The sequence below is a fragment of the Nocardia carnea genome (genome assembly GCF_029868325.1).
In the GTDB taxonomy this organism is placed as follows: domain Bacteria; phylum Actinomycetota; class Actinomycetes; order Mycobacteriales; family Mycobacteriaceae; genus Nocardia; species Nocardia carnea_C.
In genome coordinates this window covers 1-15,732 of the sequence record NZ_JARWNW010000206.1, presented here as the reverse complement: position 1 = coordinate 15,732, position 15,732 = coordinate 1, and the positions used below count along the sequence as shown (strand labels likewise).

The following is a 15,732-nucleotide window of genomic DNA, read 5'->3' as shown; positions in this document are numbered from 1 at the left end:
CGAGGGGTGTGAGGACGCCGGCGGATGAGAATTCAACCGAGAGAACAGATTCTGGGTATCTGGAAGGCGATGATCGACGCCTGCTGGGACGGCGAGCAGTGGCAGTGGGGCGGGATCCGCTCCGTCAACTCGATCAGCGATTCCGAGCAGTTGCTCTGCCTGCTGTACCCCGCAACCGAAATCGACGTGTTCGCCCTGCACGACCCGGACCGTATCGAGAAGGATGTGCAGGCCGTCTTCGAACCCATCGGCGGCACAACCCGTATCGGTGCCTTCGTGGTGTCCCTGCTGGCGTCCTATATCCAGAACAATTCCGCCGCGGACGGTCAGCCGATCTTCGCCGGCGGCAGTTATCTGCGCTCGAGCGAGGACCGGCCGGCGACCGATGTGCAGCAGCGGCTCGATATCGTCGACTCCTATTCGATGTCGCTGACCCTGTGCATGGCCGGCCTGCGGTTCCTCCGCGATTACCGGGCGCGCGTCCGGCCCGGAGCTTCGACCGCGCAGATCGAAGAGTTGTCGGCCCGTCTCAGCGACAGGCTCACCGCCGCCATGACCGGTCTGGTCCGTAGTTTCGTCGTCAACACCTTCCGCCCGGCCTCGCCCGAGGGGCAGGCGATCCTGCGCATGCTGAACCAGTCCGGGAATACCGAGCGCACAGTGCTCGCCGGTATCCGGACCGGCCTCGCCCGGGTCCGGGCCCGCCTGCGCAGCGATATCGCGCTCGGGCAGGAAAAGGCGGTGGAGGAGCTCGAAGACGATTCGCTGCTCTTCGAGTGCGGCTGGACGTGGGGGATCGCGAAAGACGCCTCACCCGTCGATTTCGTGCCCACCCCGATCGCGGACACTCCCGGCGTGGCCCAGTCACGGCCCTATCTGTATTTCACCGTTGTCGCGCTCGACGGCATCAACGACCTGGTCTCCCCGCGTGCCGGTGAACTGGGCCTGCTCGACGAAACCCAGCACCGGCTGGCCCAAGCGCTGCGCACCCGCTGGGAGCTGACCCAGCGTTACTGGTCGAATGTGGCCCGGTTCGGAGAAGGTCGCTGGCCGCTCGAGGACATCCCGTGGGAGACCTCCGACGGCGAACAGTCCGACTACTACAGTCTCATCGTTTCCGCTGTGCTGATCCAGGATCTCGTCGCGCGGACCGCGTCTGATGACGATTTGACCAGGGCCGTGGCAATTTTCGACGAGCTGGCAGGCCGGGGCCGGATCATCCGGCGGCCGATGCGCGGGGATCCGGCGGTGCAATTGCACCAGCCCGGTGTCCTGCTCGCGCTGCGGGGTACCGAGGAAGTGGACAACGGCCCGCAGCTGCAATGGCAGGTATCGGATTTCGCGGCGGTACTGCTCAAGCGGATGATGCAGGCGGCCCGTCTGTCGAACAACGTCGCCGCGCGCGATAAGCTCATGGAGCTGTCGAAGGCGACCATGGACCATCTCAACGCGCGCATGCTGCGCGCAGGTGCGATCGGCCTGTGGGACGATCCCGGCGGGGCGTTCGCCGGCCATCCGGGCAGCGATAATCGGAGCACTGGCGAGACGCGGCCCTCGTGGTACATGACCGAGCGCATGATCGAGTGTTTCGTCGTCGCCGACCGCACCTACCGCGAGCCACCACCGAACTGGCCCGATCTGCAGTCCATGGCGCGGATCATGCTCAATACCGCCGAACACCGTTTCGACCAGGAGATGCTCGGAGTCCGGATCGACGACTACTCCGACAACCGGGAGGCGCTGTACGGCGTCGAACGTCATATCGACGAGGCCCGCCGGCTTATCCGGGAGGATGCGGCGACCGCCTTCGTCCACACGCTCGACGCGCTGCGCGAACTCGACGAGCTCGCCGCGGGACGCCGCGACGCCACGAGGAACATGTGATCCCATGATCGTCTTCGCGACCTCCGACAAGGGGGGCACCGGGCGCTCGGTGACGAGTTGCAATCTCGGTTACCGGCTGTCGTCCAGGGGCAAGAGGGTTGCCTATCTCGACTTCGATTTCGGTTCACCCACCGCGGGTGCGCTGTTCGAACTCGGTGGCTACGAGCGCGGGGTCGCGCCCGACGTCGATCGCGACGGCGCCGAACAGGGCGTCGGCTTGCACGCGTACCTGCTGGGAACGGGAGGCGCGCCCGCCCGTGTCAATGTTCGCGACCGGACCGATCGGGAAGATGTCCGCCGCAGGCGCGGCCGCGGCGGGCAGCTGGTGCTGTTTCCCGGCGATCAGGGTGGGGGAGAGTTCGATCGGCGCTGGGACCCGGAGGTTGTCGAACGATGCGTCCGCCTGCTGCATACGGCGGACAAGGAATTCGATCTGACGATCGTCGACCTCAGCGCGGGACGTTCCATCGCCCTCGACATCGTGGTGCACGCCACCGCGCAGGGTGTGCTGGCCGCACGGACGGCGCGCTGGCTGGTATTCCATCGTTGGACGCGCCAGCACATCTATGCCGCGAGCGGCCTCGTCTACGGCCCCCACGGGCTCCTCGAATGCGGCGAACGTGCTGGGCACGACCGCGACGAACTGCTGAGCAATATCCGTTTCGTGCGGACCGCGGTGCCCCAGGTCGACCGGATTCGCGGGGGAGCGGCCCCGCAGGCCGCGTGGTTGCACCGGCAGGATCGAATCCTGAACGAACTCGCCGGTGAGTTGCAGATCGGTGCGAGTTCCCTGCTGGGTACGATTCCGGTCGAGCCGATGCTGCAGTGGCGAGAGCAATTGATCCTGGACGTCGATGTGCAGAAGCAGATCGCGAACCGTTCGACCGTCGAGGCTTTCGACCACCTCGGTGATCGGTTGCTCGACCCGCGCACCTGGGTACCTCTGAACTAGACAGCCGTCCAGAACCATTCGACCGCGACATCGTTCGCAGAACAGGCATCCGACCACGTGGAGAATGTGGCAGATTACAGCGAGGCGAGCGAACTCGGACGAGTCAGCGCTGTGCCGTTGTCGCATATATCGGTCGAGGTAGGCCACTTCCTCATGCAGGATCTGGTCAACGGGGTGGACCGTATCCAACAACAGTTCCGGCGTATCGTGCCACTGCTCGACGCGTTCACCCGGTCCGCGCAGGCCGAGTTCGGGGGGCGGGCCCGGATCAGCACCTGCTTCCTCGTCGATGACTATTTCCGGCCGGATACCGACCCGGGCGTAATCCTCGACAAGCTGCTGGGCACGGCCGCCGAATGTGGGCTGAGGATCGACTACCTGGCCCGGGAAGCGGGGTGTGCCGATGTTCCCGAAGTGGTTCGCGACGGGGTCGTGCGCACTCCCTCGATAGCGCTGGCCGAAATGGTGCGGCACCGGATCGTCGCCGAGCCCGATCAGAGCGCCAACGGCCGCCGGCCGCCGACCGCGGAGTCCGGGTGGCTGTGCAACGGCAAACGGGCCACCGACCAAGAACCCGGGGCGGCTTTGCATCCGATGCAGGAGTATCGGCCGCCCGAGGAATTCGGCCGCCGCGGGCATTCGATATTCCTCGATGTCGAGATGTGGGACCACCCGAACCCGGATGCGGACATCCCCAAGTGGTCGTGTCCGTACCTGGCGGCGATCTGGCAACTGCTGCGGTTGGGCATGCTGCGATATGAGGGCCGGCCCCCCGTGGAACCGCAGGTGTGGAACCGGCAACGGTGGCCGGACCGCTGGGAAGATCTCCCCTCGGTCGTTCAGCTCGAGCCGAACGCCAAACCGTTCGCCGCCTACCGTTCGCTGTCGATTCTGCCGATGCGTTACGTCGGTATCGAACACGCGGTCCGGGTCATTCTCGATCACATCCAGCTCGACCACGAGGTGGTCGAGCAGGTGGTCGCACGTGGCAGGGCCGAGAACATCACCGTGTCCCGGCGGGTCGCGGAGCGGCTCGAGCATCATCTGCTGGCCGGATCCTGATGTCCGGATCCGTTGCCGCAGAGCCACCGCGTGGCTCTGCCCGCCGTTCTGCCCGCGCACAGGGAAGAGGCCGGGCTGTCCGGGTTCTCGCCCGTGCCGCGGCCGGTCAGCCGCGCACACCGTCGCCACCGGCTCCGCCGCACGCGCCGCCCGGCATCCTGGCAATGTTCGGTGAGGTGAGCACTTCCCTGCTGCCCACGGCCACCGCGCTACAGCACGGCGAGGTCCGGGAGCTGCTCGAGCTGAGCCCCGATCATCGTGTGCGGTGGCGGGAACGGCCGGTATCGCTGGGGATTTCGCCGCCGATCGCCGAGGGGGTGGATTGCGGGCTCGCTGTCGCGCGGCATCCGGCCGTGCGCGCGATCGGCACCATCGCCTTGCGCGCAACCGTGGTCGGGGGACGGATCGTGCAGAGTTCGGCCCGGTGTGCGGTGACCCGATCGGCATCGGACAAGCGGCAGGGATGGTTCCACTATTTGAGCCGGGTCGGCGTTCTCGAGGTGATGACCAGGGTCACCCATGAGACACCGGCACGCCTGGCCGAGGGTTTCCTCGGCGACCGTCCGAGTTCGGCGACACTCGATCTGACCTCGCCGACCGACCGGCTCCTCGGCCGGATCGGGCTGCGCAGGCTGGACAACGAGGCCCCGCTGCGGGCGGGGACGCTGCGGCTGCGCTGGGCGGCCCGGGTAGGCGACCTCACGCGGCCACAGGTGGCGTTCCGAGTTCACGACGATATGACGAGGACGGCGCTGATCGTGGTGCCCACGGAAGCGGAACTCGATGCTGTGCAACGCTTCTGTGAGGATCTGGCCGCCCACGATTGGCTGCTGACCGTGGCGTCCGATGCCGTCGAGCGCGCGGATCTGGCCGGTCCGGGTACGTGCGAATCCGTGGAAATCCTCGCCCCGGTACTGGAACATCTCGCGCATCTGTGGGTCCCCGGCGCCCACACACCGGCGGGTCTGCGTGACCTGTGGGCCCAGCTGGCCGAGGAACCCGACCTCGCCGCGCAATGGCTTCGTACGGTCGGGCATATGCGCAACCGGCTGCTGGTCTCGACATGGAAGGCCATGCACGAGAACACCCTGTGAGGATCAGAACCGGAACCAGCGGCGCACCAGCAGCGCGAAAAGCACCGACAGGAAGATGATTCCGGTCCAGGATTCGACCAGCAAGAGGACCTGGGCGCGGGCGTTGAGGTCGTCGACGCCCACCGGATTGAGATAGTTGGTGAAGCATACTCTGGCCGCATCGGCCAGCGAGTGCCAGGTCAGCTGCTTTCCCTCCCATATCCAGTACAGAACGGTGAACAGGACAAGTTGTACCGCGATCCAGGCCAGCAGCTGGAAGGGTTTGAACCCATAGCCGCACAACATATCCGAGATGAAGCCGGGAATACGCCGCCACCGCGGCATGGTGGCCTGCCGCTTGGCCCGTGCCCGGGCCAGACGGCAGCGGTCCTGGGCCGTGACATCTTCGGCGACATCGAAACAGTAGGTGGCGCGTTTGTAGGCGAGTGCCGCGTGCGCGGGCAATCCGCTCTTCTTCAATACGCCGCCGAGCACTTCGTACAGCTCGGCGAGGTACATGTTCTGCGTCCCGCTGAGCCGGCGTGGCCCGCGGAATTCCACCTCCAGCGCGAGTAGTTTCCGGATGCTCGCGGCCGGGCCGTGCAGCACATCGGGATCGTCCGGGCTCGGCCGGTGCACCTGCTCGAATACGAGGGCATCGCCGCGTAGCGGAACATTGGATTTCTCGTACTCGACGACGACCTGTTCGACCCGATGGTGGAAATTGGCGAGCAGATTCCGCTCGGTCAGTGGTTTGCCGTTGTCCTGAATCGTTCCCAGCTCGTCCAGACGTAGCGCGTAGTGAGCGGCTTGACGACCGATCAGGTCGATCATGGACCGCACCGCGGGTGGGGTCTGGTCGGCGCTGTTTTCCGGCATAGGGGTCCCCTCGAACGAGTAGATGAGTCAGAACTGCCGGCCGCGTGGGCGTTTGACCCATTGGGCGCCGTCGGCCGCCGAAGCGTCCCAGCGTCGCGGGGCCGGATCGAAGCGGAGTTCGAGCACATCGCGTGGCTCGTCGGTCCCGAAATAGTTCTGGTCGCGTTCGATCTGCCGGAAGCCCGTCTTCTCGTACAGCTTGACCGCAGCGGTGTTCTCCTCACGCACGGTGAGGCGGACGCGGTACACCTGTGCGTCCCGGCACCGATCGAATACATGCTCCAGTAAACGAGTTCCGATACCGTTGCGGCGGGCCCGTTCGGAAACGGCCATACTCAGCACCCAGGCGCAGCCCTGCCCGTCGACGCCCACCACGGCGTAACCGAGGATTGCGCCCGCCTCTTCGGCAACGACCCAGTGCGATCTGTGCAGTTCGAACAGCTGACGCAGGATGAAGAACGGATAGGCCAGGTCGGTGAACTGGGCCTTTTCCATACCCGACAGGATGGGCAGGTCCTCCAGTCGCACAGACCGGAGTCTGGCCTCACCTGTTGTGGCGAGTGGAGCTCCGCCGAGGAACTGCGGCCGGTCTGCTGGTCGACGGGTCATATCTGCTGCCTCACCCCCGAGTTCGGCTATCGGTGCCGAACGTCGTCGTTATATAGAGTGTGCATCGGTGATCGAGGTCCGTCCACAAAAGTGAGCAGTTCGCCGGTAGCCGCAGAATAGCCTGTGCGACAGTGCAATACGTCCCATCTGCGTCTTTGCTGTTATCCCGGCACGCCGGTTCCGGTCGGTATTCGCGCAGAATCCTGCCAGCTATCGAGCAGCCTCCGTGGGTGGGAATCGACGGAGGCCGCCACGTCGAAGGTTTCGGCAGTCACCGCCGCGGGATCGGCTGCCCCATCGTGCTCGTAGAGGAGGCCTCCGGAGTGGTTCGGCCGGTGCGCAGGGCGAAACCGTCGCACAGGGCGGTCAGGCCGAGGTGGAGCAGGTCCAGCTGGGCGAACTGGTCGCCGGTGCCGTGTAGTTCCGAGAGTGCGGTTGGGGTCGGGTGCACCGGGTAGCCGGCCAGTAGTGACCGCAGCCCGTTCTCGTCCGCGCTGTCGCCTCCCTTGCGGGTCATCAGGGAGGAACTGATGTGGGGGAGGGTGGCGCCGGAGATGTAGTTCCAGACCGCGAACGACATCTCGGTGGCCTCGTGCGTGGTGACCCCGAGTTCGCGGAACCCCTCGACGAGCCAGGCCAGGCAGGCGAGGCTGCTGGGCCCGAAACCGTAGCGGGGGGTGGCGAAAGCCAGCAGTACCCACGGATGCCGCTGGTACAGCTCCCAGTCGATCTCGCCGGCGATCCGGACCCGGTCCCGCCAGGTCCAGTTCTTGCCCTCGACCGCCGGGTAGGGGTAGCGGCCCGCCACCTCGTCGGCCATGGCGGCGATCAGCACATCCTTGTTCGCGATATGCCGGTACAGCGACATCGCGCCCACTCCCATCCGGTCGGCGATCCGCCGCATGGACAGGGCGTCGAGCCCGTCGGTATCGGCGAGGGAGATGGCGGTATCGACGATGGCGGCTCTGGTGAGCTTCGGTTCGGTCATCGGATCCCTGACTTCGACCGCGGAACTGACATGCGTACACTGTACCCCGGCTCATGCGTACGCCGTACGCGACAGGGAAGGGAATGGTTGATGACGAACGTGGAGGCAGCGCACGCCGCGTCGGAGACGGGCGGCTCGCGGCGCGCCTGGCTCGGTCTGGCGGTCCTGGTGCTGCCGGTGCTGCTGGTGTCGATGGATATGTCCGTGCTGTTCCTGACCCTGCCGACACTGACCGTCGACCTGGACCCGTCGGCCGCCCAGCAGTTGTGGATCCTCGATATCTACGGATTCCTCATCGCCGGCCTGCTCATCACCATGGGCAACCTGGGCGACCGGATCGGGCGGCGGCGCATCCTGCTCGCGGGTGCGATGATGTTCGGTATCGCCTCGGTCCTCGCGGCGTTCGCGCCCAGCGCCGGGGTACTGATCGCGGCGCGGGCCCTGATGGGTATCGGCGGCGCGACTCTGCTGCCGTCCAGCCTGTCGCTGATCACCACCCTGTTCCCGGACGCCCGGCAGCGCGCCACCGCGATCGGCATATGGACGGCATTCTTCGCGGGCGGTTCGGCGGTCGGCCCGATCATCGGCGGAGTGCTGCTGCACCACTTCTGGTGGGGATCGGTATTCCTGATCAACGTCCCGGTGCTGCTGGTACTGCTCGTCTTCGGGCGGATACTGCTCCCGGAACACCGGGCGACCGCACTGGGCCCGCTGGACCTGCCGAGCGTGGCGCTGTCCATCGGCGGCATCCTGCCGGTGGTGTATGCGGTCAAGCACGCCGCCGAATTCGGCATCGACTCGATGGCCTTGATATCGGCCGTGATCGGCGGCGCACTCCTGACCCTCTTCGTGCGGCGGCAGCGGCGCATCAGTGAACCGCTACTGGATCTGCGGCTGTTCGGGAACGGGCCGTTCTCGGTCGCGATCGGGTCCAGCCTCGCCGGAATGATGTCGCTGGCCGGGCTGAGCTACCTGGCCAGCGTCTATCTGCAGTCGGTTACCGGCCGCAACCCGCTGGCCGCCGCGCTGCTCGGTATCCCGATGGCGGTGACGGTGTTCGTGTTCTCGATGACGGGATCGCGGGTGGCGCAATGGCTGGGTGGCCGGGGCGCGTTCGCCTCGGCGCTCGTGGCCGCCGCGGTCGGCAACCTGATGCTGCTCGGTATCGGCGTGGACGGCGGTGTCGGCTGGTACGTGGCGGGTTCGGCGATCGCCGGTGTCGGCTACGGGATCGTCTTCACGCTGGTCTCGGAAGTGGCCGTCTCCTCGGTGCCACCGGAGCGGGCGGGTTCCGCGGTGGGAATCTCGGAAACCAGTTTCGAACTCGGTAACGCTCTCGGGCTGGCGCTGCTCGGATCGCTGGCGGCGGTGATCTTCAGCTCCGGCGGCGATTTCGCCCCCACCATCGGCGAGACCATCCAGTTCGCCGGGGACGATCCCGCGCTGGTACACGCGGCGCGCGAATCGTTCGTCGACGGTATGCATGTGGCGACCACCACCGGGGCGGCCGTACTGCTGGTGATGGCGGTGGTCGTGCTGGTCAGCCTCCCGCGCCGGTCCCGTGCGGCCGAGCGGAAACAAGTCGAGCACGTATAACAGCAGTTTCCTCAACGCCCGGCCGGTCGCCGACTCACCGGAGCTCTGGTGGTCGGCGAACCATATGTACTCCTCACGCAGTCGGCGCAGGATTTACGCGATCGGCGCTGGACCGACCGTACGCAGTCGGTGCTGGACCGACCGCCGGCAGTGCCGACCAGGTGGACCTGGGACGCGGATCGACCTCGCCGCCGGATATCGGCGGCGAGGCCCGGCCTTGCTCGTCTGCCGCTAGACGGTGACCTTGTGATCGGCGGGGCCCGGGCTCCCGGTACGTCCGGCGGACCGGGGCCTATCGGATCGGATGAAGCAGCAGGTGGCCGCACCGGCGAACGGACCGATCGCCAGCACGATGAACGCCGCGTAGAACGAGCCGGTGGCATGGAAGACGAAACCGACCACCGCGGGCACCACCACACTGCCGAGCTGCCAGATCGCATTGACCCCGCCCGCCGCGGAACCGACCAGATCGCGTCCGGCCAGGGCCGGGGTCAGTGCGGCGGTGAGCGGTGAGTAGGCATAGGCGCCCAGCCCCAGCAGTGGCGCGCACCAGAGGAACTGGGTGAGGCTCGACAGCGATCCGAAGGTGAGCAGGGTGCCGCCGAAGACCACCAGGATCACGATGATCGGTAGTTTCTGGCCCAGCCGGAGTTGATCGGTGATCCATCCGACCATGGGTTTCGCCACGACGGCGACCCCGGCGAAGATCACCAGAACTGTCCCGGCGTCGACGGGATCGATACCGTTGGCCTTGATCATCAGCGTGTTCGACCAGGTCACGAAGCCGTAGGTGCCCCACAGTCCGCCGAAGCCCGTGATGGCGAGCAGGAGCAGATCGCGGTTGCGCAGCAGCGGCCGCAGATCCGGTAGCGCGGCGGCACGGGATTTCTGTGGCGTCTCCTGCTCGGCGACTCCTTGCGGCCGATCGCGCAGCAGCACGAAACACAGGACGCTGATGACGACGGTGACGATGCCGAACACGTGATACGACTCGCGCCACCCCGACGCCTCGATCAGCCGGGGGACGACGGCATTGGCGATGACCGTGCCGAGCGAGGTCGCGGTCATGAACACGCCCATCGCGAACCCGCGTTGCGCGGGGGTGAACCAGGTCGCGATGAGTTTGAGCCCGCCCGCGTAGTCGGCGCCGGCGAACAACCCCACGATGCCCTGCACGATCAATCCCGCGGTGATCGATTCGATGGTGCCGAAAACGATCATGAACGAGCCCGCGACCAGTCCGGTGAGCGAGAGGATCATCCGCCCGCCCAGCCAGTCGGTGAGGAAGCCGCCGAAGGCGTTGGACGCGACGTAACCGATATAGTAGCAGGTCGCGAAGATACCGATGGCGGCGATCGGCACGGCGAGGGAATCGCTGACCGACGCCGAGGCCGGCCCCCAGGTCGACCGGTCGACCGAGGTCATGGTGAAGGCGGCCCAGCACATCGTGAGGACGACCCACCGGTAGGCGGAGGAGTGCCGGACGTTCGTGCCGAGTCCAGGGTGCACTCCGTGGTTACGCGGCGCGGCCGCCTCCGGCCCTGACTTGCTCATGCGGTGTGCTCCGATTCGCGTGATGACGGCAGTGGGTGGGGTGTCCGGTGCGGCCGGCTCATACGATCGCCCCCTGGGCGAGCAGGGCGCGGCGGATACCGGGCAGATCGTGGCGCCGGCCCTCGCTGTACTGCGCGGCGGCGATACCCGCGGCGTGTCCGGTGGCGAAGGCGGTGCCCATCACCCGTACCGAGGCGAACGCCTCGTCGTCCGAGCTGGTCAACCGGCCGACACCCCACACATTGCCGGTGTCGGCGCACCGGATGGCATCGTAGGGGACGTCGTACCAGCGCCCGCCATCGATCTCCTCGTAATGGGTCACCCCCGGCCCGGCGTGATCCTCGATCGGCCAGCCGCAGCGTCCGATGGATTCGTCGGGACGTTTGCGGGCCCGCCGCACATCATCGGCGGTGATCATGGTCTTGCCGACCAATCGCCGGCTCTCCCGGATGCCGATCTGCGGTCCGGAGGTGACCAGGTAGGCCTGCTGCCATCCGGCCATACCCTTGCGCATGGCGTCGAGATAGCGCCAGGACTGCGCCCGGGCACCGGCTTCCGCGGCACTGATCTGCTGGGCGTCGAGGGTGTCGAAATGTTCGTCGACCAGGAGCGCCATCACCTCACCGGTGACCGGGAGCCGGACGGCGATCCCGTGGTCGCGGGGCAGCTCGGCACCCGTTTCCTCGTTGTAGGCGGCCACCGCGGCACGCATACCGGCGGTCGAGAGATCGGCGTCCTCGGCGACACCGCCGAAGCGGCAGGCGAGGGTGTTCGTCTGCCGGTCGGCGAGGTCGACCGTGCGCACCGCTGCCCCGGCGAGCGCCAGTAACGCACCGTCGCCGCTGGCGTCGATGAAGGCGTCGGCCGTGAGCCGTTCGGTGCCGCCGCGGTGGGCGACCTCGACCTCGGTGATCACCCCGTCGCGCCGGGTCGCCCCGATCAGGGTGGAATGCAGCCGGGTCTCCACCCCCGCATCGGCGACGATCTCGTCGCAGACGATCTTCGTGGTCTCGGCGTCCAGCAGCACGATCCGGTTACCGGTCCAGCCCATGACCTTCTCCGCGTACACCCCGCGAGCACGCAAGCGGTCCAGGACTTCGCCGCCCACCCCGGCGACGACGGTTTCGTGGGTCTGGTCGAAGAAACCGCAGAAGGTGAGCACCGAACTGTTCGTCGCCGCACCGCCCAGGAACGGGTACCGCTCGATCAGCCGGACCCGCGCCCCGCTGCGTGCGGCCCCGACCGCCGCCGCAATCCCGCCGGCGCCACCTCCGACAACTACGACATCGACATGCTCTGTGAGCGTCACCGTTGGGCTCCTATCCCTTCCCGGCGGCCGGCCGGGAAACACCTGTGGACTGAGTCACACCATGAGGGATACCTTCGGTCCGCGTCCAATGCCCATTTCGGCGACCGGGTATACCTGGTAGGTATGGCAAGCTGAACGGGTGGAACTACGGCACCTCAGATACTTCGTGGCGGTGGTCGAAGAACGCTCGATCTCCCGCGCGGCGCAGCGCCTCGTGATGTCGCAGCCGGCGCTCACCCGGCAGATCAAAGAACTCGAACGCGAATGCGGTATCGATCTGCTCGAGCGCATCCCGCGCGGAGTGGAACCGACCGCTGCCGGCGCCGCCCTCTACCAGCACGCGGCACATCTACTCGGGCTCGCCGCCACCACCCGTGACGTGGCCCGCTCCGCCTCCGCTGCCCGCGAACTGATCTCCATCGGCTTACCGCCGGGCCTCCCCGCCGACTGGCTGACCGGGCTCATCTACGCTTTCCGCGACGAAACCCCCGATATCCGTATCGATTTCACCGACGCGAACAGCAGTGTTCAACTGCGCTCGGTGCAGGAAGGGCGCCTCGATATCGGAATCGTCCACCAGCATCCGCCGTCGAACCTGCACTCGGCCACACTGTTCGAGAAACCGTTCGGTCTCGCGGTCCGGCCGAACCATCCTCTCGCCGAACGGGTTACCTGCCCACTGGTCGAACTGGACGGTCTCCGCGTCCTCGCACACGCCCGCGAACAGATCCCCGCCGAACACGACCGGCTGATCTCGGTTGCCTACGAGACCGGTATCGCACCGATCTGGCAGTTCGCGTCCTTCGTCGAAAATGCCCTGGCCTGCGCGGAGGTCACCGGCTCACACGCGGTGCTGCTCAGTGAGGCCAGCGCGCACCGGTTGCTACCGGGCTGGCCGTGGATCGAATTGGTGGAACCGGCGTTCCCGATGCGGACCTGGCTGGTACGCGCGGAACGGGCCCGTGCCGCGGTCGAGGCGAGCGGGGAATTGATCGTCCGATACGCCCGGCGCGTGAACGAACGGGTACCGGCCGCGGAAGTTCGAGCCTCGGCGATGGCCTCTGGGGTCGATCGAGGTGTGCCGGACGAGGGACGTGAAAGTTCCTGCGCGGCAGCCTTATGGCCGCGTTCCGAGAACCAGTAAATTAAATTGATCAACCTAGTTGTATATTATTGGGTGTGGTCACGAACGAAACAGCACTCGCCCTGGCATTGCGCGAAGCCTTGCGGCCCCTGTGGCGGCAGCTGAACGTCCACAAGACCCTCTCCACAGGGAAGCTGGGCGTGCTGGGATATCTCGCCGAACACGGCGCCGCGACCTCCTCCACGCTCGCTTCGGTCGAGAAGATCAGCCCGCAGGCAATCGCGACCGCGGTGCGGGAACTGGAGGGCCTCGGCCTCATCACCCGAACCCCCGATGACCAGGACCGTCGCCGGGTGTGGATCGACCTCACCGACGCCGGCCGGGAACGGCTCGCCCTGGAACGTTCGACGGGCAACAGCTGGCTGGAGCAGGCGGTGACCGAACGGTTGACCGCCGAAGAACGAGAACTCCTGGAATCCGTCGTCCCGCTGCTACAGAAATTGACTGTGGATACGCCCCGTGCGTAAGCCGCGGCTACGGCCGACGCTGCTCCCGGCGCTGGTCTACACAGCCTTGACCACCGCGGTCGTCAGTTCGCTGGGCATGCTGCTGGTTCCGACGCTGTCGCAGGAGATGTCGGTATCGGTCAGTGCCGCGCAATGGATGCTCACCGTGAACCTGCTGGTCGGGGCCGTGGCCACCCCGATCATGGGCCGGTTGAGCGACGGCCCGCACAAGAAACGTCTACTACTGGGGTCGCTCGCGATCATTCTCGCCGGGTCGGTCCTGGCCGCGTGCGCCCCGAACTTCGCCGTATTTCTGGTCGGCCGGGCCCTGCAAGGCCTGTCCTACGGCATCGTGCCGATGACGATCGCGCTCGCTCGCCGCTACCTCCCGGAAGAACAGATCAGGCCGGGGCTTTCCAGCTTGTCGGTGACCGCCTCGACCGGTCTCGGTATCGGCTATCCACTCACCGGCATCCTCGCCGGCGAAGCCGGTTTCCGCGTTGCCTTCGCCTTCGCCGCCGTTTTCCTGGTGAGCGCCGTGATCGTGGCCTGGCGGGTGATTCCGGACGGGCCGGATGAACAAGCCCCCCGCACCCGGTTCGACGCACCGGGCGCCGCACTGCTCGGTCTCGGGCTCACCGCGCTGCTCATCGCGATAAGCGAAGGGCCCAATTGGGAATGGACCTCGGCGAAAACCCTCGGCTTCGCCCTCGCCGCAGTGGTACTGCTCGGCGCGTGGGTGCTCGTCGAGCTGCGTACCGACACCCCGCTGATCGATCTGCGGGTCTTCCGCCACCGCGACGTCGTACTCGCCAACGGCACCGCGATCGGGCTCGGCGCCGCAATGTATATCGGACTATCCGTCAGCAGTCTCATCGCCCAGGCCCCGGCCACCACCGGATACGGAATAGCGCTACCCGTGTTCTGGGCGGGTTTCGTGATGCTCCCGCTGTCCATCGGAAGCCTCGGCGCCAACCGGGCGGTCCGTGCCGTCTCGCACCGAATCCAGCTGACCACCCTGCTCCCACTGGGTGCCGGGGGCATGACCGCATCCGCCATCCTGCTCTGGCTGGTCCACGATCAGCTGTGGGAAATCCTGGTCGGCATGCTGCTGTTCGGCCTGGGGATCGGAACGACCTACGCCGCCATGCCCGCACTGATCGCCAGGCGGGTCGCCGACACCGAACTCGGCAGCGCCGTCAGCTTCAACCAGGTATTACGCACGGTCGGCGGCGCCTTCGGCAGCGCGGCCTCCGGCGCGGTGCTCGCCGCACATCTGGGCTCGGACCTGCATCCCTCGGATACCGGTATCACCCTGGCCCTCGCTCTCGGCGTGTGTGGCTGCGCAATAGTTTTCGCCGCACTCTCGGCCAACTATGTGCACAGCCGCCGGGCCCACACTGCACCGGAGTTGTCCCGGATACCGTGACAGCAGAGCAAGGACCGAGATCGGCAAGGAGGCGGCGCCGCGCGGCCGCGGTGCGCGCGATAGTAGATTCCGGATATGAGTTTCCGGCTGGCCGCGTACGCCGTGTGCGTCACCGACGGACGGGTGCTCCTGGCCTGCCATAGGTCCCGCGACGGCGAGTCCACTTGGACTCTTCCGGGTGGCCGAGTCGAACATGGCGAGGACCCATTCGACGCCGTGACAAGGGAACTCACCGAGGAAACCGGCTGCCACGGCATCGTCGAACGCCTGCTCGGCGTCGATTCGAGAGTTATCCCCGCGGCCGTCGCCCGTGCCGGGGCCGAACACCAGAACGTGGGAATTTTCTACGGCGTCCGCATCATCGGCGGCGAACTGCGACCGGAACCCAACGGCGAGACCGCCGAATCGGTGTGGACGCCGATCCCTGACGTCACCCACCTACGCCGCTCATCGCTCGTCGACATAGGCCTCACGCTCGCCCGGACTCTGCCGGCGACCGGCCATGTGGCTCCGATGGAGGTCGGCGGTTTGATACAGCACTGAGCAACTCCCTCTCGATACGTGAACGGGCCGTCGACGCGAACCCTGGCAAGGCCATGGAATGAGATGCGAATCGGCTCGTCGGTCACTGGAGGTGTGGTGACGATCGGAGATCGACACAAGCACTTAGAGGACGTCTTACGTGGGTGTAATTCGTTGTGCGGCATGATGTGACCCGTGGTCGACAGGCTTGCTCAACGGCTGGTCCCGGATGCGTTGTGGGACATCGTGAAACCGCTGCTCCCCGAGTTCACGCCGAGACCTCAG

14 protein-coding genes are annotated in these 15,732 nt (G+C 66.6%); 9 read left to right on the top strand and 5 right to left on the bottom strand.

The genetic code is table 11. The annotated features are described in order from the left end of the window. Positions 1 to 24: 24 nt before the first annotated feature. The 4 genes from QH196_RS17195 (at position 25) to QH196_RS17180 (ending at position 4,992) form a co-directional block, all read left to right on the top strand. Entirely contained in the window at positions 25 to 1,884 is a 1,860-nt protein-coding gene (locus tag QH196_RS17195; RefSeq protein WP_280416812.1) for an SCO2524 family protein, read from the top strand. Between the two features lie 4 nt (positions 1,885 to 1,888). Beyond that, on the top strand, positions 1,889 to 2,836 hold the full coding sequence (locus QH196_RS17190; protein WP_280416811.1) for an SCO2523 family variant P-loop protein: 948 nt from the start codon (positions 1,889 to 1,891) through the stop codon (positions 2,834 to 2,836). 66 nt (positions 2,837 to 2,902) lie between these two features. Further along, on the top strand, positions 2,903 to 3,898 hold the full coding sequence (locus QH196_RS17185) for an SCO2522 family protein (RefSeq protein ID WP_280416810.1): 996 nt from the start codon (positions 2,903 to 2,905) through the stop codon (positions 3,896 to 3,898). A 176-nt stretch (positions 3,899 to 4,074) separates the two neighbouring features. Beyond that, positions 4,075 to 4,992, top strand: coding sequence for an SCO2521 family protein (locus QH196_RS17180; RefSeq protein ID WP_280416809.1), 918 nt, complete (start codon positions 4,075 to 4,077; stop codon positions 4,990 to 4,992). 3 nt (positions 4,993 to 4,995) lie between these two features. On the opposite strand, the gene QH196_RS17175 is transcribed toward QH196_RS17180, so the two are convergent. The 3 genes from QH196_RS17175 to QH196_RS17165 form a co-directional block, all read right to left on the bottom strand. After that, complete coding sequence (locus QH196_RS17175) at positions 4,996 to 5,850, bottom strand: hypothetical protein (protein ID WP_280416808.1); 855 nt, start codon at positions 5,848 to 5,850, stop codon at positions 4,996 to 4,998. Between the two features lie 27 nt (positions 5,851 to 5,877). Then, positions 5,878 to 6,378, bottom strand: coding sequence for a GNAT family N-acetyltransferase (locus QH196_RS17170; RefSeq protein WP_280416807.1), 501 nt, complete (start codon positions 6,376 to 6,378; stop codon positions 5,878 to 5,880). A 352-nt stretch (positions 6,379 to 6,730) separates the two neighbouring features. Beyond that, complete coding sequence (locus QH196_RS17165; protein ID WP_280416806.1) at positions 6,731 to 7,447, bottom strand: TetR/AcrR family transcriptional regulator; 717 nt, start codon at positions 7,445 to 7,447, stop codon at positions 6,731 to 6,733. Positions 7,448 to 7,537: 90 nt separating this feature from the next. On the opposite strand from QH196_RS17165, the gene QH196_RS17160 reads away from it, so the two are divergent. Next, positions 7,538 to 9,043 (top strand): MFS transporter, encoded by a 1,506-nt coding sequence (locus QH196_RS17160; RefSeq protein ID WP_280416805.1) that lies wholly within the window; start codon positions 7,538 to 7,540, stop codon positions 9,041 to 9,043. A 231-nt stretch (positions 9,044 to 9,274) separates the two neighbouring features. Here QH196_RS17160 and QH196_RS17155 read toward each other — a convergent pair whose 3' ends face one another. Together QH196_RS17155 and QH196_RS17150 are read right to left on the bottom strand one after the other, a co-directional pair. After that, positions 9,275 to 10,597, bottom strand: a complete 1,323-nt coding sequence (locus tag QH196_RS17155; RefSeq protein WP_280416804.1) for an MFS transporter — start codon at positions 10,595 to 10,597, stop codon at positions 9,275 to 9,277. Positions 10,598 to 10,655: 58 nt separating this feature from the next. Then, a complete protein-coding gene (locus QH196_RS17150) occupies positions 10,656 to 11,906 on the bottom strand; it encodes an FAD-dependent oxidoreductase (RefSeq protein ID WP_280416803.1) in 1,251 nt (416 codons plus the stop codon). 139 nt (positions 11,907 to 12,045) lie between these two features. Between QH196_RS17150 and QH196_RS17145 the strand changes: the two genes are divergently transcribed. From QH196_RS17145 to QH196_RS17130, 4 genes are all read left to right on the top strand, one after another. After that, complete coding sequence (locus QH196_RS17145) at positions 12,046 to 13,050, top strand: LysR family transcriptional regulator (RefSeq protein ID WP_280416802.1); 1,005 nt, start codon at positions 12,046 to 12,048, stop codon at positions 13,048 to 13,050. Positions 13,051 to 13,085: 35 nt separating this feature from the next. Then, a complete protein-coding gene (locus QH196_RS17140; RefSeq protein WP_280416801.1) occupies positions 13,086 to 13,517 on the top strand; it encodes a MarR family winged helix-turn-helix transcriptional regulator in 432 nt (143 codons plus the stop codon). Further along, positions 13,501 to 14,925, top strand: a complete 1,425-nt coding sequence (locus QH196_RS17135) for an MFS transporter (protein WP_280416840.1) — start codon at positions 13,501 to 13,503, stop codon at positions 14,923 to 14,925. The genes QH196_RS17140 and QH196_RS17135 overlap by 17 nt, the downstream gene beginning before the upstream one ends. A 75-nt stretch (positions 14,926 to 15,000) precedes the next feature. Then, the gene (locus QH196_RS17130; protein ID WP_280416800.1) at positions 15,001 to 15,468 is read left to right on the top strand and encodes an NUDIX hydrolase; all 468 of its coding nucleotides are present in this window, start codon (positions 15,001 to 15,003) and stop codon (positions 15,466 to 15,468) included. Positions 15,469 to 15,732: the final 264 nt, after the last annotated feature.

Excerpts from the sequence above, each read along its gene's own strand:
- QH196_RS17195 (WP_280416812.1), top strand. The coding sequence starts at position 25 with ATGAGAATTCAACCGAGAGAACAGATTCTGGGTATCTGGAAGGCGATG.
- QH196_RS17190 (WP_280416811.1), top strand. The coding sequence starts at position 1,889 with ATGATCGTCTTCGCGACCTCCGACAAGGGGGGCACCGGGCGCTCGGTG.
- QH196_RS17175 (WP_280416808.1), bottom strand. The coding sequence starts at position 5,850 with ATGCCGGAAAACAGCGCCGACCAGACCCCACCCGCGGTGCGGTCCATG.
- QH196_RS17165 (WP_280416806.1), bottom strand. The coding sequence starts at position 7,447 with ATGACCGAACCGAAGCTCACCAGAGCCGCCATCGTCGATACCGCCATC.
- QH196_RS17160 (WP_280416805.1), top strand. The coding sequence starts at position 7,538 with ATGACGAACGTGGAGGCAGCGCACGCCGCGTCGGAGACGGGCGGCTCG.
- QH196_RS17155 (WP_280416804.1), bottom strand. The coding sequence starts at position 10,597 with ATGAGCAAGTCAGGGCCGGAGGCGGCCGCGCCGCGTAACCACGGAGTG.
- QH196_RS17130 (WP_280416800.1), top strand. The coding sequence starts at position 15,001 with ATGAGTTTCCGGCTGGCCGCGTACGCCGTGTGCGTCACCGACGGACGG.